The 20,276-nt window shown below is 62.4% G+C and carries 22 protein-coding genes; 8 read left to right on the forward strand and 14 right to left on the reverse strand.

From position 1 onward, the window contains the following. Positions 1–28 precede the first annotated feature (28 nt). The 8 genes from flgE to flgL all read left to right on the forward strand — a co-directional run bounded on the left by flgE (position 29) and on the right by flgL (position 8,536). A complete protein-coding gene (gene flgE / locus ACJ8PE_RS03160) occupies positions 29–1,252 on the forward strand; it encodes a flagellar hook protein FlgE (protein ID WP_033643522.1) in 1,224 nt (407 codons plus the stop codon). A gap of 12 nt (positions 1,253–1,264) precedes the next feature. Further along, complete coding sequence (locus tag ACJ8PE_RS03165; RefSeq protein WP_033643521.1) at positions 1,265–2,020, forward strand: flagellar basal body rod protein FlgF; 756 nt, start codon at positions 1,265–1,267, stop codon at positions 2,018–2,020. A gap of 18 nt (positions 2,021–2,038) precedes the next feature. Further along, complete coding sequence (flgG, locus tag ACJ8PE_RS03170; RefSeq protein ID WP_004934819.1) at positions 2,039–2,821, forward strand: flagellar basal-body rod protein FlgG; 783 nt, start codon at positions 2,039–2,041, stop codon at positions 2,819–2,821. A gap of 83 nt (positions 2,822–2,904) precedes the next feature. After that, complete coding sequence (flgH, locus tag ACJ8PE_RS03175; protein ID WP_004934817.1) at positions 2,905–3,606, forward strand: flagellar basal body L-ring protein FlgH; 702 nt, start codon at positions 2,905–2,907, stop codon at positions 3,604–3,606. 10 nt (positions 3,607–3,616) lie between these two features. Next, entirely contained in the window at positions 3,617–4,717 is a 1,101-nt protein-coding gene (locus ACJ8PE_RS03180; protein ID WP_197793482.1) for a flagellar basal body P-ring protein FlgI, read from the forward strand. Next, positions 4,717–5,661 carry a flagellar assembly peptidoglycan hydrolase FlgJ gene (gene flgJ / locus ACJ8PE_RS03185; protein WP_033643520.1) on the forward strand — a complete coding sequence of 315 codons (945 nt, stop codon included), beginning with the start codon at positions 4,717–4,719 and terminating at the stop codon, positions 5,659–5,661. Before ACJ8PE_RS03180 ends, flgJ begins: the two co-directional genes overlap by 1 nt. A 206-nt stretch (positions 5,662–5,867) precedes the next feature. Beyond that, positions 5,868–7,517, forward strand: coding sequence for a flagellar hook-associated protein FlgK (flgK, locus tag ACJ8PE_RS03190; RefSeq protein ID WP_033643519.1), 1,650 nt, complete (start codon positions 5,868–5,870; stop codon positions 7,515–7,517). A gap of 59 nt (positions 7,518–7,576) precedes the next feature. Next, complete coding sequence (gene flgL, locus ACJ8PE_RS03195) at positions 7,577–8,536, forward strand: flagellar hook-associated protein FlgL (protein ID WP_033643518.1); 960 nt, start codon at positions 7,577–7,579, stop codon at positions 8,534–8,536. 272 nt (positions 8,537–8,808) lie between these two features. Here flgL and sra read toward each other — a convergent pair whose 3' ends face one another. From sra to fliF, 14 genes are all read right to left on the reverse strand, one after another. After that, positions 8,809–8,943 (reverse strand): stationary-phase-induced ribosome-associated protein, encoded by a 135-nt coding sequence (gene sra / locus ACJ8PE_RS03200; RefSeq protein ID WP_004934807.1) that lies wholly within the window; start codon positions 8,941–8,943, stop codon positions 8,809–8,811. Positions 8,944–9,298: 355 nt separating this feature from the next. Beyond that, positions 9,299–10,081: a flagellar biosynthetic protein FliR gene (gene fliR, locus ACJ8PE_RS03205; protein ID WP_060660583.1), complete on the reverse strand. Its 783-nt coding sequence runs from the start codon at positions 10,079–10,081 to the stop codon at positions 9,299–9,301. Positions 10,082–10,083: 2 nt separating this feature from the next. Beyond that, the gene (fliQ, locus tag ACJ8PE_RS03210; protein WP_004934803.1) at positions 10,084–10,353 is read right to left on the reverse strand and encodes a flagellar biosynthesis protein FliQ; all 270 of its coding nucleotides are present in this window, start codon (positions 10,351–10,353) and stop codon (positions 10,084–10,086) included. Between the two features lie 21 nt (positions 10,354–10,374). Next, positions 10,375–11,136, reverse strand: a complete 762-nt coding sequence (gene fliP / locus ACJ8PE_RS03215) for a flagellar type III secretion system pore protein FliP (protein WP_033632755.1) — start codon at positions 11,134–11,136, stop codon at positions 10,375–10,377. Beyond that, on the reverse strand, positions 11,133–11,537 hold the full coding sequence (gene fliO, locus ACJ8PE_RS03220; protein WP_033650868.1) for a flagellar biosynthetic protein FliO: 405 nt from the start codon (positions 11,535–11,537) through the stop codon (positions 11,133–11,135). Before fliO ends, fliP begins: the two co-directional genes overlap by 4 nt. After that, entirely contained in the window at positions 11,537–11,953 is a 417-nt protein-coding gene (gene fliN, locus ACJ8PE_RS03225; protein ID WP_004934799.1) for a flagellar motor switch protein FliN, read from the reverse strand. Before fliN ends, fliO begins: the two co-directional genes overlap by 1 nt. Further along, a complete protein-coding gene (gene fliM, locus ACJ8PE_RS03230; protein WP_004934798.1) occupies positions 11,946–12,950 on the reverse strand; it encodes a flagellar motor switch protein FliM in 1,005 nt (334 codons plus the stop codon). The genes fliN and fliM overlap by 8 nt, the downstream gene beginning before the upstream one ends. A gap of 5 nt (positions 12,951–12,955) precedes the next feature. Next, a complete protein-coding gene (fliL, locus tag ACJ8PE_RS03235) occupies positions 12,956–13,441 on the reverse strand; it encodes a flagellar basal body-associated protein FliL (RefSeq protein ID WP_033643515.1) in 486 nt (161 codons plus the stop codon). 165 nt (positions 13,442–13,606) lie between these two features. After that, positions 13,607–14,836, reverse strand: coding sequence for a flagellar hook-length control protein FliK (locus ACJ8PE_RS03240; RefSeq protein ID WP_404768851.1), 1,230 nt, complete (start codon positions 14,834–14,836; stop codon positions 13,607–13,609). After that, on the reverse strand, positions 14,833–15,279 hold the full coding sequence (gene fliJ / locus ACJ8PE_RS03245) for a flagellar export protein FliJ (protein WP_033643513.1): 447 nt from the start codon (positions 15,277–15,279) through the stop codon (positions 14,833–14,835). The genes ACJ8PE_RS03240 and fliJ overlap by 4 nt, the downstream gene beginning before the upstream one ends. A 20-nt stretch (positions 15,280–15,299) precedes the next feature. Further along, on the reverse strand, positions 15,300–16,661 hold the full coding sequence (gene fliI / locus ACJ8PE_RS03250; protein WP_004934781.1) for a flagellar protein export ATPase FliI: 1,362 nt from the start codon (positions 16,659–16,661) through the stop codon (positions 15,300–15,302). Beyond that, positions 16,661–17,365 (reverse strand): flagellar assembly protein FliH, encoded by a 705-nt coding sequence (gene fliH / locus ACJ8PE_RS03255; protein WP_033643511.1) that lies wholly within the window; start codon positions 17,363–17,365, stop codon positions 16,661–16,663. Before fliH ends, fliI begins: the two co-directional genes overlap by 1 nt. Beyond that, the gene (fliG, locus tag ACJ8PE_RS03260; protein WP_004934775.1) at positions 17,358–18,350 is read right to left on the reverse strand and encodes a flagellar motor switch protein FliG; all 993 of its coding nucleotides are present in this window, start codon (positions 18,348–18,350) and stop codon (positions 17,358–17,360) included. Before fliG ends, fliH begins: the two co-directional genes overlap by 8 nt. Beyond that, complete coding sequence (gene fliF, locus ACJ8PE_RS03265) at positions 18,347–20,041, reverse strand: flagellar basal-body MS-ring/collar protein FliF (RefSeq protein WP_197793487.1); 1,695 nt, start codon at positions 20,039–20,041, stop codon at positions 18,347–18,349. The genes fliG and fliF overlap by 4 nt, the downstream gene beginning before the upstream one ends. Between the last annotated feature and the right edge of the window lie 235 nt (positions 20,042–20,276).

The following is a 20,276-nucleotide window of genomic DNA, read 5'->3' on the forward strand; positions in this document are numbered from 1 at the left end:
ATAGCCTGACCACTATTCGGAGAATAACATGGCTTTTTCTCAGGCAGTCAGCGGCTTGAACGCGGCAGCAACCAACCTGGACGTGATCGGTAACAACATCGCCAACTCCGCGACGGCGGGCTTCAAATCCGGCAGCGTCTCCTTTGCCGACATGTTCGCCGGTTCGCAGGTCGGTCTGGGCGTCAAAGTGTCCGGCATCACCCAGAACTTCAAGGGCGGCACCACCACCGGCACCAGCCGTTCATTGGATGTGGCCATCAACGGCAACGGCTTTTTCCGCATGCAGGATAAAGACGGCGGCATCTTCTACACCCGCAACGGCCAGTTCAAGCTGGACGAGAACCGCAATCTGACCAACATGCAGGGTCTGCAGCTGACCGGCTATCCGGCGGCCGGCTCCCCGCCGACCATTCAGCAGGGCGCCAACCCGGTGCCGTTGAGCATTCCTGAAGGCATGATGAACGCGAAAGCGTCCACTTCCGGCCAGATGGTCGCCAACCTGATGTCGACCCATAAGGTGCCGGAAAACAAGACCTTCGATCCGACCAAACAGGACAGCTACAACTATACCAATACCATCACCGCCTACGACTCGCTGGGTAACGCGCACAACATCAACGCTTACTTCGTGAAGACCGAAGACAATAAATGGCAGGTCTACACCCAGGACGGCAGCGCAGCGCCAGTGAACGCCGGCACCATGGAGTTCAGCACCAGCGGTACCCTGGTGAAAACCACCAGCACCAACGGCGCGCCGGGCGAGTTCAGCATGGTGATCCCGATGACCGCCAAAGACGGCGCGCCGGCGCAAAACTTCACCCTGAGCTTCGCCGGCAGCATGCAGCAGAACGTGAGCAGCGACTCGGTGAGCAAGGTATCGCAGGACGGTTATGCCGCCGGTGAATACACGGGCTATCAGATCAACAACGACGGCACCATCGTGGGCGTCTATTCCAACCAGCAGACCCAGCTGTTGGGCCAGATCGTCATGGCTAACTTCTCCAACCCGGAAGGGCTGGCGTCGCAGGGCGATAACGTTTGGCAGGAAACCGGCGCGTCCGGTCAGCCGCGCGTCGGTCTTGCGGGTGGCGGCGGCTTAGGCAAGCTGACCAGCGGCGCGCTGGAGTCTTCCAACGTCGATCTGAGCCAGGAGCTGGTGAACATGATCGTCGCACAGCGTAACTATCAGTCCAACGCCCAGACCATCAAGACGCAGGACTCCATTCTGCAGACGTTGGTTAGCCTGCGCTAATAGGGTCGAGTTATGGATCACGCGATTTATACCGCGATGGGCGCGGCTCGCCAAACGCTGGAGCAGCAGTCCATTACCGCCAACAACCTGGCCAACGCGTCGACGCCGGGCTTTCGCGCCCAGCTCGCCGCGCTGCGCGCGGTGCCGGTTGACGGGCCGAGCCTGGCGACGCGCACATTGGTGGCCGCGTCGACGCCGGGCGCCGACATGAGCCAGGGGGCGCTGAACTATACGGCGCGCCCGCTGGATGTGGCGCTGCAGCAGGACGGTTTCCTGGCGGTGAGCCTGCCGGGCGGCGGTGAAGCCTATACCCGCAACGGCAACATCCAGATCTCCTCCACCGGGCAGTTGACGGTGCAGGGGCTGCCGGTGATGGGCGACGGGGGGCCGATCGAGGTGCCGCCGTCGGCGGAGATCACCATCGCCGCCGACGGCACCATTTCGGCGCTGAACGCCGGCGATCCGCCGAACACCATCGCGCAGATCGGCCGCCTGAAGCTGGTGAAAGCCGACGCGCGCGAAGTGATGCGCGGTGACGACGGGCTGTTCCGCCTGACGCCGGAAACCCAACAGCTGCGCGGCAATCAGTTGCAAAACGATCCGCAGGTGCGGGTGATGCCCGGGGTGCTGGAAGGCAGCAACGTCAAGCCGATGGAGACCATGGTCGACATGATCGCCAACGCCCGCCGTTTTGAAATGCAAATGAAGGTCATCCACAGCGTGGATGAAAACGAACAGCGTGCCAACTCACTGCTCTCAGTGAGCTAAGCAGCAAGGAAATAACCGATGATTCCATCCTTATGGATTGCCAAAACCGGTCTGGACGCGCAGCAGACCAACATGGACGTGATCGCCAACAACCTGGCGAACGTCAGCACCAACGGCTTCAAACGCCAGCGTGCGGTATTTGAAGATCTGCTGTACCAGACCATGCGTCAGCCGGGGGCGCAGTCCTCCGAGCAGACCACGCTGCCTTCCGGTCTGCAGATCGGCACCGGCGTGCGTCCGGTGGCGACCGAGCGGCTGCACAGCCAGGGCAACCTGTCGCAGACCAACAACAGCAAAGACGTTGCCATCAAGGGGCAGGGGTTCTTCCAGGTGATGTTGCCGGACGGCACCCAGGCCTACACGCGCGACGGCTCGTTCCAGATCGATCAGAACGGCCAGCTGGTCACCTCCAGCGGTTTCCAGGTGCAGCCGGCGATCACCATTCCGGCTAACGCGCTGTCCATCACCGTCGGCCGCGACGGCATCGTCAGCGTCACCCAGCAGGGGCAAACCGCCGCCCAGCAGGTGGGCCAATTGACGCTGACGACCTTTGTCAACGACAGCGGTCTGGAGAGCGTGGGCGAGAACCTGTATCAGGAAACCGAAAGCTCGGGCGCGCCGAACGAGAGCACGCCGGGGCTCAACGGCGCCGGTCTGCTGTATCAGGGCTACGTGGAGACCTCCAACGTTAACGTGGCGGAAGAGCTGGTCAACATGATCCAGACTCAGCGCGCTTACGAGATCAACAGCAAAGCGGTATCGACTTCCGATCAGATGCTGCAAAAGCTGACGCAACTGTAATCTGTCATTGACGGGCCCGGCTTGCCGCGCCCGTCATTCTCTTTCGTGAAACAAAGGCGATACCCGTGGTAACCACATATTCGATGGCAATCCTGCCGCGGCAGGGACAACGCTGGCTGGCGGGAATGGTGATGCTGACGCTGAGCGGCTGCGCTTATATTCCGCATAAACCGCTGGTGGACGGTGCGACCACGGCGCAGCCCGCGCCGGCCAGCGCGCCGATGCCGAACGGCTCGATCTTCCAGACGGTGCAGCCGATGAACTACGGCTATCAGCCGCTGTTCGAAGACCGCCGTCCGCGCAACGTCGGCGACACCCTGACCATCGTGCTGCAGGAAAACGTCAGCGCCAGCAAGAGCTCCTCCGCCAATGCCAGCCGCAACGGCGCCAGCAAGTTCGGCGTCGCCACCTCGCCGCGTTACCTTGACGGCCTGTTGGGCAATGCGCGCGCCGATATGGACATTTCCGGCGACAGCACCTTCGGCGGCAAGGGCGGCGCCAACGCCAACAACACCTTCAACGGCACCATTACGGTGACGGTCAACCAGGTGCTGGCCAACGGCAACCTGCACGTGGTGGGGGAAAAGCAGATCGCCATCAACCAGGGCACCGAATTCATTCGTTTCTCCGGCGTCGTCAACCCGCGCACCATCAGCGGCAACAACTCGGTCACCTCGACGCAGGTGGCGGACGCGCGGATCGAATACGTCGGCAATGGCTATATCAACGAAGCGCAGACCATGGGCTGGCTGCAGCGCTTCTTCTTAAATGTTTCACCGTTCTAAGGATTGACTGATGCTGAAAAAATGGTTTATCGCGCTGTGCGTCGGGCTGGTGTGCTTGCCGGCGGCGGCGGAGCGCATCCGCGATCTGGTGACGGTGCAGGGCGTGCGAGACAACGCCCTGATCGGCTACGGCCTGGTGGTGGGGCTGGACGGCTCCGGCGACCAGACCATGCAGACGCCGTTCACCACTCAAAGCCTGAGCAACATGCTGTCGCAGCTGGGCATCACCGTGCCGCCGGGCACCAACATGCAGCTGAAAAACGTGGCGGCGGTGATGGTGACCGCCAAACTGCCGCCGTTCTCGCGCGCCGGGCAGAATATCGACGTGGTGGTCTCATCAATGGGCAACGCCAAGAGCCTGCGCGGCGGCACCTTGCTGATGACGCCGCTGAAAGGCGTGGATAACCAGGTCTATGCGCTGGCGCAGGGCAACGTGCTGGTCGGCGGCGCGGGCGCGGCGGCCGGCGGCAGCAGCGTGCAGGTCAACCAACTGGCGGGCGGGCGCATCAGCAACGGCGCCACCATCGAGCGCGAACTGCCGACTACCTTCGGCAGCGGCGGCGTACTCAACCTGCAGCTGAACGACGAAGACTTCACGCTGGCGCAGCAGATCAGCGACGCCATCAACCGCCAACGCGGCGGCGGCACCGCGACGCCGCTCGACGCCCGCACGATCCAGGTGCTGGTGCCGCAGGGCAACAGCTCTCAGGTGCGCTTCCTGGCGGAGATTCAAAACATCTCCGTCAACGTCGGCGCGATGGACGCCAAAGTGATCATCAACTCGCGCACCGGGTCGGTGGTGATGAACCGCGATGTGATCCTTGATTCCTGCGCCGTCGCTCAGGGCAACCTGTCGGTGGTGGTCGATCGGCAGAACACTGTCAGCCAACCGACGACGCCGTTCGGCGGCGGCCAGACGGTGGTGACGCCAAACACCCAGATCTCGGTGCAACAGCAGGGCGGGTCGCTGCAGAAGGTGAACGCCAGCGCCAACCTGAACAACGTCATTCGCGCGCTGAACGCGCTGGGCGCCACGCCGATCGATCTGATGTCGATCCTGCAGGCGATGCAGAGCGCCGGCTGCCTGCGCGCCAAGCTGGAAATCATCTGATGGCGGGCGATCTGATGGCGATGTCGGGCGCGGCCTATGACGCCCAGGCGCTGAATGGCCTGAAGCGCGACGCGGCGGCCGACCCGCAGGGCAACCTCAAGCAGGTGGCCCAGCAGGTGGAAGGCATGTTCGTGCAGATGATGCTGAAAAGCATGCGTTCCGCCTTGCCGCAGGACGGGGTGTTGAGCAGCGATCAAACGCGGCTCTATACCTCGATGTACGATCAGCAAATCGCCCAGCAGATGTCGCAAAAAGGGCTGGGGCTGGCCGACATGATGGTCAAGCAGATGAGCAACGCCAACGCGGTGCCGAGCGAAACCGCGGGCATGTCGCCGATGGCGCTGGACAACGAGGTGCTGCAAACGCTGCCGAACCAGGCGCTGGAGCAGATGGTGCGCCGGGCGATGCCGAAAGCCCCGCCGGCCGCCGCGCCGCTGTCGCTCAACAACGGCAACTTCGTCGCTCGTCTGTCGATACCGGCGAAGGTCGCCAGCCAGCAGAGCGGCATTCCGCATCAGCTGATCGTCGCGCAGGCGGCGCTGGAATCCGGCTGGGGGCAGCGCGAGATCCCAACCTCAGACGGCACGCCGAGCTACAACCTGTTCGGCATCAAGGCCGGCGGCAGCTGGAGCGGGCCGGTGACGGAGATCACCACCACCGAGTTCGAACAGGGCGCGGCGAAGAAGGTGAAGGCGAAGTTCCGCGTTTACGGGTCGTACGTCGAAGCGATCGCCGATTACGTCAAACTGCTGACCAACAACCCGCGCTACGCCGACGTGGCCGCCGCGCGCAGCCCGGAGCAGGCGGCGCATGCGCTGCAGCGCGCCGGGTACGCCACCGATCCGCAGTACGCCAGCAAGTTGGTCAGCGTGATTCAGCAGATGAAGAGCGCGGGGGAACAGGCGGTGAAAGCTTACACCCACGATCTGAAAGATTTGTTCTAAATCCCCGTCATTCTTGACGCCGCTGCGGCGCCAATTATTTAGGGGGTAGGCGGCAATGGAGGCTCGCTGGATGCTGACCGCATTGCCGCTTTTTTTCCTCAAGTTCTTCTCATTTTTGCCGATAACCGAAACAGGCTGAGCGAACAGGCTCAGCAGCTCAATTAAGAACCCTGTGGGCCACCGGCGCCGCAGCATAAGGAATTCCGATGTCCAATAGCTTAATCAATACCGCGATGAGCGGGCTGAATGCGGCTCAGGTGGCGCTCAGTACCGTCAGCAACAACATCTCCAACTACAACGTGGCGGGCTACAACCGTCAGACCGCGATCCTGGCGCAGAACGGCGGCATGGCCACCATGAGCGGCTTTATCGGCAACGGCGTGACCGTCACCAGCGTTAACCGCGAGTACAACCAGTTCATCACCAACCAGCTGCGCGGCGCGCAAAGCGCGTTCGGGGCGCAAAACGCCTATTACGAGAAGATTTCGCAGATCGACAACCTGTTGGCGAGCAAGACCAACCCGCTGTCGACCAACATGCAGGATTTCTTTACCAACCTGCAGAACCTGGTGAGCAACGCCGGTGACGACGCCGCGCGCCAGACGGTGCTGGGCAAGGCCAACGGCCTGGTGAACCAGTTCAACAACACCGACAAATTCCTGCGCGACATGGACAACGGCGTCAATCAGCAGATCAGCGATACGGCGCAGCAGATCAACAGCTACGGCCAACAGATCGCCAAGCTGAACGACGAGATCACCCGTTTGCGCGGCAGCGCCGGCGGCGAACCGAATGCGTTGCTGGATCAGCGCGATCAGCTGGTCACCGAATTGAACCAGCTGGTGGGCGTACAGGTCACGCAACAGGACGGCGACGCCTATACCGTTTCCTTCGCCAACGGTTTGACCCTGGTGCAGGGCAGCAATACGTATCAAGTGGAAGCCGTGCCTTCCAGCAGCGATCCTTCCCGTCTGACCATCGGCTATAACCGCGGCAACGGCGCCAGCGAAGTGCCGGAAGGCCAGATCACCAGCGGCACGCTGAGCGGCGTGCTGAAATTCCGCAGCGAAACGCTGGACGGCGTGCGCAATCAGCTGGGCCAGTTGGCGCTGGCGATGGCGGACAGCTTTAACCAACAGCATCGCGCCGGCTTCGATCTGAACGGTGACGCGGGCGGCGACTTCTTCAGCTTCAGCGGCGGCCGGGTGGTGGATAACACCCGCAACACCGGCGACGCGTCGCTGTCGGTCTCTTACACCGATACCGGCAAGGTGAAGGCCAACGATTATCGCGTCGAGTTCGACGGCAGCAACTGGCAGGTCAGCCGCCTGCCGGACAACGTGAAAGTCAACGCGACGCCGGGCACCAGCGCCGACGGTAAACCGACGCTGAACTTCGACGGGTTGGAAGTGAGCATCGACGGCAATGCGCAGGCCAAAGACAGCTTCACCGTGAAACCGGTCAGCGACGTGGCGGGCAACCTGAAAGTGGCCATCACCGATTCGTCCAAGATTGCCGCCGCCGGTAAAGACGACAGCGGCCGCGGCGATAACGAGAACGCCAAGAAACTGCTGGATCTGCAAACCAAAAACCTGGTGGACGGCAAAGCGACCCTGAGCGGCGCTTACGCCGGCATCGTCAGCGGCGTCGGCAATCAGACCGCCGCCGCCAAGGCCATCGCCACGTCGCAGGCCAAAATCGTCACCCAGCTGGGCGCGCAACAGCAGTCGATGTCCGGCGTCAACCTTGACGAAGAGTACGGTGAACTGCTGCGTTTCCAGCAGTACTACATGGCCAACGCGCAGGTGATTCAGACCGCCAGCTCGCTGTTCGACGCGCTGCTGAACATTCGTTGATTTCATTGTTAATCGGCGCCGATAACGGCGCCGGTCGCTCAGAGTAAGGAACCCACAGCATGCGCATGAGTACCGGCATGATGTACCAACAAAACATGAACGGCATCACGGGCAACCAGTCGCTGTTCATGAAGGCCGCCGAGCAGCTTTCCTCCGGCAAGCGAGTGATCAACCCGTCCGACGATCCGTTGGCGGCGTCGCGCGCGGTGATGCTGTCGCAGTCGCAGGCGGAAAACAGTCAATACACGCTGGCGCGCACCTTCGCCCGTCAGAACGTGTCGATGGAAGAAACGGTATTGGCCGGCGCGACCTCCACCATCGCGGACATGAAGGCGTTGATCGTCAACGCCGGCGGCACCGAAAGCGATAACGATCGCCAGTCGCTGGCCACCCAGCTGCAGGGGTTGAAAGATCAGCTGCTGAACCAGGCCAACAGCACCGACGGCAACGGCCGCTATATGTTCGGCGGGTATGTGAACGACAAGGCGCCGTTCGTCGACAACGGCGGCACCGTCAGTTACCAGGGCGGCGACAAGACGGTTGAGCAGAAAGTGGACGCCAACCGCACCATGACCATCGGCCATACCGGCAACGCGGTGTTCATGTCGTTGACCAGCAATCCGAAGCCCGAGCCGGACGGCAGCGCGCCGGTCAGCAACGTATTCGAGAGCATCGATATTGCGCTGAACGCGCTGAAAACCCCGCTGCAGGGCGCCGACGAGGCCACCAAGCAGCAGGTGAACGATGCGCTGGCGAAAGCCAACCGCGGTCTGGACAACTCCTACAACAACGTGCTGAGCGTGCGCGCCGAGCTGGGCAGCCAGCTGCAGGAGATGGATCAGTTGGACAGCATCGGTAAAGAGCGTGACATGACCAATCAGATCCAGATGAGCGCGCTGACGGATGCCGACCTGGCCGAGTCTATCTCGTCCTACTTCATGCAGCAGGCGGCGCTGCAGGCGTCGTACAAAACCTTCAGCGATATGCAGGGCATGTCGTTGTTCCAGATGAATCGTTAAGAGCAATACCCCGTTGCCTGACCGCGACGGGTTTCCCTTTAGTGCGCTTAGAAAACGCCTTCTCCGCCCCGCGGGGAGGGAGGCTTCTTGAAACCGGGCGCACTCGTTTGGCGCGTCGCTCGTTCTCCCACTACTGACTGAGTGACGCGCCTTTTTTTCATCAGGGAAGAAATAATACGATTGTCACCCCTGTTTAATGCGCAATGGCATTATTGAAATCAGCGGTGGAAAAATCACGATGGATATTATTTTCCTGACGATAAATATCGGTGCTATTTCTTTTTCTTCACCACTTTCCATTTTTCACCGGCGGCCGTTTCGCTGATGGCAACTTTAAATTTGTTGCTTTTCCAGTGGGCCATGCCGAATAATCGGCGTGCTTTGCGGTTGCTTTTCGCTTTAATCATGATCTCGCTCCTGTAGTTAGTAAAGGTCGATGCTGCGCCCTGCAGCCGGCAGGCTGCCGGACGCATTTATTCAGGGTGTAAGTTATCTGCCGCGCATTTAACTCTGCGTGGCTGCGTTATTTTATTTTTCTCTAACCAATAAATTTATATTATCGCTGCGGGTGACTGATGGGGTGCGGGCGATATTTTTTCTACCGGGTCTATTTTAGGTTGGGGTTTTATTTATTCAAGCCGCCGGAGACATTTGAACCTTAATCCGGATAAAAGACGTTTCTCAGGCTTTTGTCCCAAGAAAGCGTTTTTATTGCCATTTTGTCTCAGGCGGAAGAGGGGGAAAGGAAGGGGCCGCAGGGGCTCAGAAGGTCATGCCGCCCATCACCGCCGCCAGTCGATCGAAGATTTCACCGAACAGGTGCTCACAGAACGGCGCCAACATCGGCATCATCATGCCCAGCGTCATGATGCCGAAGGTCATGGTGACCGGGAAACCGATCACGAAGACCGACAGCTGTGGCGTCATGCGGTTGAGCAGGCCGAGCGCCATGTTGAGCGTCAACAGCAGGCAGATCAGCGGCAATGCCAGCATCATGCCGTTGATGAAGATCAGCGAGCCGACCTGAGTCAACACCAGGAAGCCGTTGCCGTTCAGCGGCTGCGTTTGGATCGGCAGGGTATGGAAGCTGTCCGCCAGCAGCGAAATCAGCCACAGATGGCCGTCAAAGCTGAGGAACAGCAACATCGCCAGCAGGTTGAGCAGGCGCGCCAGCACCGGCATGTTCGGGCCGCCGCTGGGATCGAAGAAAGTGGCGAACGACAGTCCCATCTGCATGCCGATCACTTCCCCCGCCAGGCGCACCGCCGCGAAGGCGAACTGCATGGTCAATCCGAGCGCCACGCCGATCAGAATCTGCTGAATCGCCAGCCACAGGCCGGCGGCGGAGAAGATGGGGATATTGCTGGCGGGCAGCGTCGGCGCAATCAGGATGACGATCAGCCCGCCAAGGCCGATTTTGACCTTTTTGCTGATTTGCTTTTCGCTGAATATCGGCGCGGTGCTTATCAGCGCCAGAATGCGCAGCAGAGGCCAAAAGTAGTGGCTGAGCCAGACGGTGAGCTGGGCGCTGTCGAAGGTGAGCACGGTCAGCCGATCAGGGTAGGCAGGTTGCTGAACAGGGTGCGCATGTAGTCCAGCAACAGATTCAACATCCAGGGACCGGCGATGATGATGGTGGCCACCACCGCCAGAATTTTAGGGATGAACGACAGCGTCATTTCGTTGATCTGGGTGGCGGCCTGCAGCAGGCTGACGACCAGGCCGCTGATCAGCGCCGCCAGCAGCAGCGGGGCGGCCAGCGCCAGCGCGACTTTCATCGCCTCGGTGCCGAGCGCCATAACCGATTCAGGTGTCATCTCGCTTTCTCCGGTCAGGGGTTACGAATAGAAGCTCTGCGCCAGCGAGCCGAGCAGCAGCTGCCAGCCATCGACCAGCACGAACAGCATCAGCTTGAACGGCAGCGAGATGGTGGCGGGCGGCACCATCATCATCCCCAGCGCCATCAGCACGCTGGCGACCACCAGGTCGATAATCAGGAACGGAATGAACACCGTAAAGCCGATCTGGAAGGCGGTTTTCAGTTCGCTGGTGACGTAGGCGGGCAGCAGGATGCGCATCGGCACCGCTTCCGGGCCGGCCAGCGGCGGCTGATTGGCCAGTCTGGCGTACAGCGCGAGATCGGTTTCGCGCGTTTGCCGCAGCATGAATTCGCGCAGCGGCTGCGCGCCTTTATCCAGCGCGACTTCCAGCCCGATTTTGTCCTGGCTGAACGGCAGATAGGCATCCTGATAAACCTTGTCGAACACCGGCGACATGATGAAGAAGGTCAGGAACAGCGCCAGCCCCAGCATCACCTGGTTCGGCGGCGCCGACGGCGTACCCAGCGCGTTGCGCAGCAGGCCGAGCACGATGATGATGCGGGTGAAGCTGGTCATCATCAGCAGCATGGCCGGCAGGAAGGTCAGCGAGGTCAACAGCACCAGCGTCTGCACCGGCAGCGACCAGCTCTGGCCGCCGTTGGCCAGCGGCTGGCTGATCAGCCCCGGCAGTTGCGCGAAAGCCGCCGGGCTGATGAACAGCAGGGCGGCAGGGAGCCAAACCGCCGGGCGGCGGACGAGGGTATGAAGAGTCGAGGTCATGCCGATTTTTCCGGGCGTTTCAGAACTTTTTGCATCAGTTGGCGGAAGTCCGCCGGTGTCGCCGCGTCGGCCTCGCCTGCGTCTTTCGGCGGAGCGGGCAGGGTGTGCAGCGGGGTGATCTGCTGGGCGGTGACGCCCAATACCAACAAGGTGTCGTCGACTTCCACCACCACCACGCGCTCGCGCTGCCCGACCTGGCAACTGGCGCGCAGGTTAAGCAGTTTGTTGTTGCGCGCCTGCGGGGCGAAACCCAGCCGACGGAACAGCCAACCGGCCAGCAGGATCAGCAGCAGAATGCCGCCGAGCGCGCTGCTGACCTGCATCAACACCGAACCGGCCGGCAGGGCCGGCGCGGCGGGCGGTTGGGTGCTTTGGACGGTAACGGGCGCCGCGGCGGTCATCAGCGGCTCAGTCGACGCATGCGTTCGGATGGGGTGATGATGTCGGTGATGCGCACGCCGAACTTGTCGGCCACCACCACCACTTCACCTTGCGCGATCAGGTAACCGTTGATCAGGATATCCAGCGGTTCGCCGGCCAGGCCGTCCAGCGCCACCACCGAGCCTTGCGACAGGCGCAGCAGCTCTTTAATGGTCATCTTGGTGCGCCCCAGTTCCACGGTCAGCTTGACCGGAATATCCAGGATCAGGTCGATATCCTGCAGGCTGCCGAGCGCATCCTGAGCTTCCAGCGACTTGAACACCCCTTCGGTGCTCGCGCCGGATTTCTCTGAAGACTGCTGCTCGTTAAACGCATCAGCCCACAGATCGTCTACGGATTCCTTTCCTTCGCCAGACGGTTGCTTAGGATCACTCATTGGGCTGTTCCTCACTCAGAGCATTCAAAATAGGGTTAATCAAATGTTCAACACGCAGGGCGTATTGCCCGTTTAACGTGCCGTATTGGCTGGTCAGAACCGGTACGCCGTCCACATGGGCGATCAGGCGTTCCGGCTTGTCTATCGGTAATACATCGCCCGGTTGCAGCTTCAGGACTTTCGACAGCCGCATCGGGATATCGACGAAGTTGGCGATCAGCTCCAGTTCGGAGTGCTGCACCTGCTTCACCAGCGTTTCGCGCCAGTGGCTGTCTTCCTGCCGCGAATTTTCCAGCGGCGGGTTGGTCAACAGTTCGCGCAGCGGTTCGATCATCGCGAATGGAATGCAGATGTTGAACTCGCCGGTCAGTGCGCCGATCTCCACCTGGAACGGCGTGGTGACCACGATGTCGTTCGGCGAGGTGGTGATGTTGGTGAACTTCACCTGCATTTCGGCGCGCACGTACTCCACGTCGATCTTGTAGATGGCGCTCCAGGCGTCGCCGTAGGCGTCCAGCGCCAGGCGCAGCATGCGCTTGATCACCCGCTGTTCGGTCGGGGTGAACTCGCGGCCTTCGACCTTGGTCGGGAAGCGGCCGTCGCCGCCGAACAGGTTATCGACGGCGATGAACACCAGGCTCGGCGCGAACACGAACAGGGCAGTGCCGCGCAGCGGATTCAGGTGCACCAGGTTCAGGTTGGTCGGCACCGGCAGGTTGCGGGCGAACTCGTGATACGGCTGGATTTTGATCGGGCCGACGGTAATGTCCGGGCTGCGGCGCAGCAGGTTGAACAACCCCATGCGGAACTGCCGGGCAAAACGTTCGTTGATGATTTCCAGCGCGTGCAGACGCTCGCGCACCACGCGGCGCTGGGTGTTCGGATCGTAAGGCTTGACCTCGCTCTCTTTGCCGACCACCGCTTCGGGTTCATCACCCGCGCTGTCGCCGTTGAGCAAGGCGTCGATCTCTGCCTGTGAAAGAATGCTATCGCCCATAGTGATTACCGCAGTATGAAGGCGGTGAACAGCACGTCGCTGACCACCTGCTTCGGTTGTCCCTTAACCAGCGGCGGGCTGAGCACGTCCTTAATCTGCGCCACCAGCTGTTGCTTCCCTTGTTCATTGGCCAACTGACTCGCTTCCTGACGGGAAAGCAGCATCAGCAAGCGGCTGCGCACCTCCGGCAGAAAATCGTTCAGCTGACGGCGGGTACTTTCGTCCGGCAGGCGCAGCGTGAGGCCGATATACAGCACGCGATCCGGGTTGTTGTCCGGCGTCACCAGGTTGACGGTAAAGGTGTCGAGCGGCATGAACACCGGCGCGGCCGGCGGTTGCTGTTTGACGGCGGCCGGTTCGGCGCCGTTTTTATGCTGTTGCAGCAGCCACCAGCTGTAGCCCGCGGCGCCACAGGCGACGACGCTGATCAATACCAGCAGGATGACCAGAAGGGGGCGTTTCGGTGCTGCCGGAAGGGAGTTCTGAGACATAGCCAAATCTAATTCCTGTTGTTCCACCCGCGGCCTGCGTGGCGGCGGGCATAGCGCGCGGCAAAGCCGCACGCATGACATGTAAAGGTATTATCGCGTCTATCGCGGCGTGCAATAGCCTGAATAGACGCGCAAATGGGTGCCAGCTTGGGCGTTTGCGGCGGCTCAGGCGAAAATATCGACGCCGTTGACCGCGCTGGCCATGCGCTGCAACGCCACCGGCGCGCTGACGCCGTCAGCGGCCGCAGCCTCGCCGCCAGCGTGTTCAGCATAGCTGGAACGCCCCTGGCCATTGGAAGCCTGCTGCTGCGCCTGTTGCCATTGCGGGGTGGACTCGCCGCCCACGCTGCTCTGCCCCAGGTTGATGCCGCTCTCGGCCAGCGCGTGACGCAGCTGCGGCATCGCCGCTTCCACCGCCGCGCGCACCTGACCGTGGGCGGAGGCAATGTGCAATTGCGCCTGCTGATCGTCCAGTTTCAACGTGATCTGCAAGGCGCCCAGCTCCTGCGGGTGCAGGCGCAGCTCGGCGCTTTGCTGGCCGTTGCGGTGGAACATCAGCACCTGTTGGTTCAACGCCTGTTGCCATTCCGGGCTGCCCAGCTGCGCGTTTAACTGCGGCGCGGGCGGCGCCGTCACCAGCGCGCCGGCCGGGGCGGCCGTTTGCGTTGGGCTGGCGGCGGCCAGGGCGACGGCGTGGTTGAGCGTCGGTGGCTGCTGTGCATCGCTCGCCGGCAGCGGCTGTGCGGTACTTGCGCGTTCGCCGTTGGCTGGTTGCGGGAGCGCCGCCTTGGCATTATCGCCGTCGGTGGCCGGCATTTTCGCCCCCGTCAACGAGGGAGCGGGGGATGCCGATGAACGCGCGGCGGTTTTATCACCGGTCGCCGCGATGTTCAGCAGGCCATTGCCGGGCTGCAGCGCAGTCGCTTCGTCAGCGCTATCCACCGACAGCGAGCGTTGGCCTTCGGCCGGTTGCGCCTGGGCGACGATAGCGGCCGGCAGCATGGCGTACAGCGCCTGCAGCGTTGCGGCATCCAGCTCTTTGGCGGCGGCGATCGGCGGCTGCGCCGGTTTGTCGCCGGCGGCGGGCGCTTCGTCCTCGGCGCCCTCAGGTGAAAGCGCGTCGGCTGAGGCCGTCTGGCCCGGCAGCAGACCGCCGCGCTCGCCGAAGGCGGCCAGCAGTTGATTGAGCTGGTTGCGGCTCAGGGCCGGGGCGCGTTCATCGTCCGCGCTCAGCGTGACCGGCGGCTGTTTGCCATCGGCGGCGGGCGCGAAACGCGCGCCGAGCAACTGGGCGAATGCCGTCGACAGTTGACTCTCATCCAGCGCCGACGTCAGTTCAGCCAGGCCGCCGGCATCGCCGGGTAAGGCCAGGCCGGGCAGGGCGTTCAGATTCATGGGTTGATATTCCTTTGTGCACTGCGTTGAGCGAACTCATCCATCAGTTTTTGATCCCGTTTATTCTCCTGCTGCTGCTCCGCATTTAAGGCGCGGGTATGCAGGGTCTCGAAAGCGTTCAACCGCTGTTGTTTGTCTTGCCATTGCTTCACCGCATGATCCACTTTCTGCCCCCACTGCAGCAGCTGCTGGCGGTGCTGGTCGATAGCCTGTTCCAGCGTGCCGATAAACTGCTGGTAGTTTTGCCAGCGTGAGCTGTCCATGCCGTCGCAGAGCGTATGATTCAGCTTCTGGCGGTATTCGTCCTGATAGTTGAGCAGCATCGACAGCTGTTGCTCCGCCGCCTGCTGCGCCTGCCGAACCTGGCCCAGCTGTTGCGCGGCTTGTTCTACCGCGTCCTGCGCCAGATCGCGCAGGGTAATCAGGGGTGACTGTGATTTCATCGCTCTGCGCCTCTGTGACGTTAAACAATCAACTGCTGCAGCTGTTGACAGGCTTCATCATAGCCGCTGCGTTCAAAGATGCCCTGTTGCAGGTACGCCTCCATCTGCGGGTACAGCGTCATCGCTTTGTCCAGCAACGGATCGCTGCCGGCCGCGTAGGCGCCGACGCTGATCAGATCGCGGTTGCGCTGATAGCTGGCCAGCATCTGTTTGAAGGTGCGAACCCGGCGATAATGCTCCTCGTCGATCAGCGACGTCATGGCGCGGCTGATTGACGCTTCGATGTCGATAGCCGGGTAGTGGCCGGCTTCCGCCAGGCGCCGGGACAGCACCACGTGGCCATCGAGGATCGCGCGCGCCGAGTCGGCGATCGGGTCTTGCTGATCGTCCCCCTCGGTCAACACGGTGTAGAAGGCGGTGATGGAACCGCCGCCGCTGATGCCGTTGCCTGCGCGTTCCACCAGCGCAGGCAGCTTGGCGAAGACCGAAGGCGGATAACCTTTGGTCGCCGGCGGTTCGCCGATGGCCAGGGCTATCTCACGCTGCGCCATGGCGTAGCGGGTGAGGGAATCCATGATCAGCAACACGTGTTGCCCGCGATCGCGGAAATCCTCGGCGATGCGGGTGGCGTAGGCCGCCCCCTGCATGCGCAGCAGCGGCGACACGTCCGCCGGCGCGGCGATCACCACCGAGCGCGCCCGGCCTTCGGCGCCGAGAATGTTCTCGATAAAGTCTTTGACTTCGCGGCCACGCTCGCCGATCAGGCCAACGACGATCACATCCGCCTGGGTGTAACGGGCCATCATGCCGAGCAGCACGCTCTTGCCGACGCCGGAACCGGCGAACAGGCCCATGCGCTGGCCGCGACCGACGGTCAGCAGACCGTTGATGGTGCGCACTCCCACGTCCAGCACCTGCTCGATCGGCGTGCGCTGCAACGGGTTGAACGGCGCGGTGATCAACGGCGCGCGGTAACCGGTTTCCGGCGACGGCAGGCCGTCGAGCGGTTTGGCGCTGCCGTCCAGCACGCGCCCCAGCAGCGCCGGGCCGAGCGGCAGCTGTTTGCCGGCGCTTTGGCCTTCCGGCGCGATGCGGGCGTAAACCCGCGCGCCCGGCACGATGCCTTCCACTTCTTCCAGCGGCATCAGGAACAGCCGCTGGCCGTTGAAGCCGACCACTTCGCTTTCCACTTCCTGCACTTCACCGGCGTCGTGCCGTTCGATGAGGCAGGTCGCCCCGAGCGGCAGCTGCAGCCCGGTGGCCTCCAGCACCAGCCCGGTGGCGCGGGTCAGGCGGCCGTAGCGGCGCACCGTCGGCGCGCGGGCGATGCGTTTTTCCAACGTATCCAGAGAGCTCAGCCAGCGGCCGAGACGCGCGGTCATCAGACTTCTCCCGGTGCCGCCAGGCGACACAGTTCATGCCAGCGCGTCGCCAGGCTGGCGTCGAGATCGCCTTCTTCGGCGCTGACCTTGCAGCCGCCCGGGTGCAGTTCGCCGTCCGCCAGCAGGCGCCAGCCGTGCAGGCTGAGGGTAACCCCCAGTTGCTGCTCGACGCGGGGGTAGTCGTCCGGGTGGACCCGCAGCTGCGGTTTGCCGTTGAACATCGGCTCCTGCTGGATCAGCTGTTGGATTTGCGCGAGCAGGGCGGTGCCGTCGCACACCGGCGGCTGGCCCAGCACCTGTTTGGCGGCGGTCAACGCCAGCTGCATCAGCCGGGAAGCGATCACGCTGTCGAGCGCGTCCAGCGTGTGCTGGAATTCGGTGACCAACTGTTGCCAGTGGGCGGTCAGCGGCTGTTGCTGCTGCTGCGCTTCCAGCAACCCTTGCTGACGGCCTTCTTCCAGACCGGACTGAAAGCCGGCCTCATAGCCTTTTTGCTGGCCGTCGGCATAGCCCAACTGCTGGCCCTGTTGCTCGGCCTGCAGCCGCAGCGTCGCCAACTGCTGTTGCAATTCGGCCTGCGCGTCCGGCGACGGATCGCTGTGTTCGAGATCCGGCAGCGGCGGCAGTTCGAACGCCGGTTTCTGTTCGCCCAAATCGTTGAGCGACCAGGGCTGCCAGGGCAGGGTGTTAATGCGATCAGACATAGGTGTCCTCGCCGCCGCCGATGATCATTTCGCCGGTTTCCGCCAGGCGTCTCACCACCAACAGGATGGCTTTCTGCTCGTTCTCCACCTGCGACATGCGCACCGGCCCACGGTTGGCCAGATCGTCGCGCAGGATGTCGGCGGCGCGTTGCGACATGTTCTTGAGGAACTTCTCGCGCAGCGGTTGTTCGGCGCCTTTCAGCGCGATCAGCAGCGACTCGCCTTCCACTTCCTGCAGCAGGCGCTGGATGCTGCGATCGTCGACTTCCACCAGGTTTTCGAACAGGAACATCTCGTCGATGATCTTCTGCGCCAGCTCGCCGTCGTATTCGCGCATCGCGTCGATGACCGCTTCTTCCTGCTGGGTTTTCATCAGGTTGATGATCTCGGCGGCGGTGCGCACCCCGCCCATTTTGCTGCGTTTGAGGTTCTGGCCGTCGAGCAGGTTGTTCAGCACCTCGGTCAGCTCCGCCAACGCCGCCGGCTGCACGCCGCCGAAGGTGGCGATACGCAGCATCACGTCGTTGCGCAGGCGTTCGTCGAACAGGGCCAGAATATCCGCCGCCTGGCCGCGTTTGAGGTGCACCAGAATGGTGGCGATGATCTGCGGGTGTTCGTCGCGGATCAGGTCGGCGGCGCTCTGCGGCTCCATAAAGTTGAGCGTTTCCATGCCGGTGGTGGTCTCGCGCGATTCGAGAATGTCTTCCAACAGGCTGGCGGCGCGCTCTTCGCCCAGCGCCTTGACCAGCACCGAACGCAGATAGTCGCTGGCGTTGACGCTCAGCGCCGCGTATTGCTCGGCGTCGTCTTCAAACTCGGTCAGTATTTCGCCGAGCTGTTTGTGCGACACCTGGCTCATGCCGGCCATGGTGCCGCTCAGCAGCTGTACTTCGCGCGAGGAGAGGTGCTTGAACACCTCCGCCGCGCGATCTTCACCCAGCGTCATCAGCAAGATGGCGCTTTTGTCGGTTCCGGTCAGGCTCATATCTCGTTACTCATCCATTGGCGGATTACCAGAGCGACCACGCGCGGGTCTTTGTCAGCCAGATCGCGGATCCGCTGGCTCTGGACTTCTGCGCTGACGCGCTGCTGCGATTTACGACGCTGCGCCAGCTCCTCGTTGCTCGGTTTGCTGCTGTCGACCGCTTTGGCGGCAGGCGCGTTGGCGGCGGCGATAGCGGCCTGTTGCGCCGCCTGGCGCTGTTGCAGCTGCGGCCGCACCAGTTTGCGCCACATCAGCCAGGCAACCAGCAGCACCAGCAGATAGCGGCCCGCGTCGATCAGGCGATCGATAAACGACTGGCTTTGCCAGAACGGCAGTTCGCCACCGGTCACCTGAGCGTCGGTAAACGGCGTGTTGACCACGTTCAGGGTATCGCCACGGCTGCTGGAGTAGCCCATCGCTTCACGCACCAGCGCTTCGATCTGCGCCAGCTGTTCTTTGCTCATCGGCTGCGGTTTGCCGTCTTTATCCGCGCCGAGGTAGTTGACCACCACGGCGACCGACAGACGCTGCACGGTGCCGGCTTTTTGCTGGGTATGGCGGATAGTGCGATCGAGCTCGTAGTTGGTGGTCGCGTCGCGACGGGTATTTTGCGGCACGCCGCTGGCCGCCGCGCTGCGGGTGGTCGCGGCGTTTTGCGCGGTGGCGTTGGCGTTATTGCCCGCCGCCGGCTTGGCGGTTTCAATCGGCGCCGTAGGCGGAGCGCTCGGTTGGTTGGACAGCGCGCCCGGCACACCGCCGACCTGCGGCCCGCCGATCTGCTCGCTCAGGCTGGTTTGCTGTGAGCGGATGGCGGCTTTATCCGGCTGTTGGTTAGGTTGGTACTGTTCATCGGTTTGTTCGCGCGTGGCGAAGTCGATCTGCGCTGTGACCTGCGCACGCACGTTGGCGCTGCCGACCACCGGGGCGAGGATCGCTTCGATGCGGCGCTGGAAGCCGTTTTCGACTTCGTTGGCGTATTTCAGCTGCGAAGCGTTGAGATCGCGCCCGGTGCCGTCGGACTGGGTCAGCAGGCGGCCGGCCTGATCGACCACGGTCACGTTGCCCGGCGGCAGACCGGCGACGCTGCTCGACACCATATAAACGATGGCGTTGATCTGGCCGTCGTCCAGCGCACGGCCGGGTTGCAGGGTCAGCGTTACCGAGGCGGAAGGGGATTTTTGTTCGCGCACGAACAGCGAAGGTTTAGGCAGCGCCAGGTGAACACGGGCGTTTTGCACCGGCCCCAGCGACTCGATAGTGCGCGACAGCTCGCCCTCGAGGGCGCGCTGATAGTTAATCTGCTCGCTGAACTGGCTGATGCCGAATTTTTCCTGATCCAACAGTTCGAAGCCGACGGCGCCGCCTTTCGGCAGCCCTTGCTGCGCGAGGCGCAAACGGGTTTCATGCACCTTTTCCGCCGGGATCAGCAGCGCTGCGCCATTCTCGGCGAAGCGATAAGGGATATTCATCTGCGTCAGCTGGGTGACGATGGCGCCACCGTCGCGGTCGTTCAGATTGCTGTACAGCACGCGGTAGTCGGGGCTTTTCACCCACAACAGCAGTGCGACGACGATCGCGATCGCGGCGGAAGCGGCGACCAGCAACGGAATTTTCGGGTTGGCGCGCAGACGGTTCCAGATGGCCTGCAGGCCGTTGTCGCGGCTTTCGCCGGCGGTTATCGAAGCACTCATTTTAGGTCTCGTCCTTCAATGGCGCTCACGATCCCGTACGGGCCGCTGAGCAGCTCCCTGCCAGGCTGATGAACGGTATGGTTAGCGTTGTGTGACAAAACAGACTCCCTGATACACATATCTTCTAAATAGCGGCGCTCCCATTTCTGGGCAGGCCATTATTCGCCTTATCAGACAATTCCGATTGCCCGATAAGCCGGGTTTTTTGCAGTTAATTAACCGCTTTAGGTCCGAA

Origin of the sequence: Serratia sp. CY74737, from assembly GCF_052166775.1 — a bacterium.
Lineage (GTDB): Bacteria > Pseudomonadota > Gammaproteobacteria > Enterobacterales > Enterobacteriaceae > Serratia > Serratia ureilytica.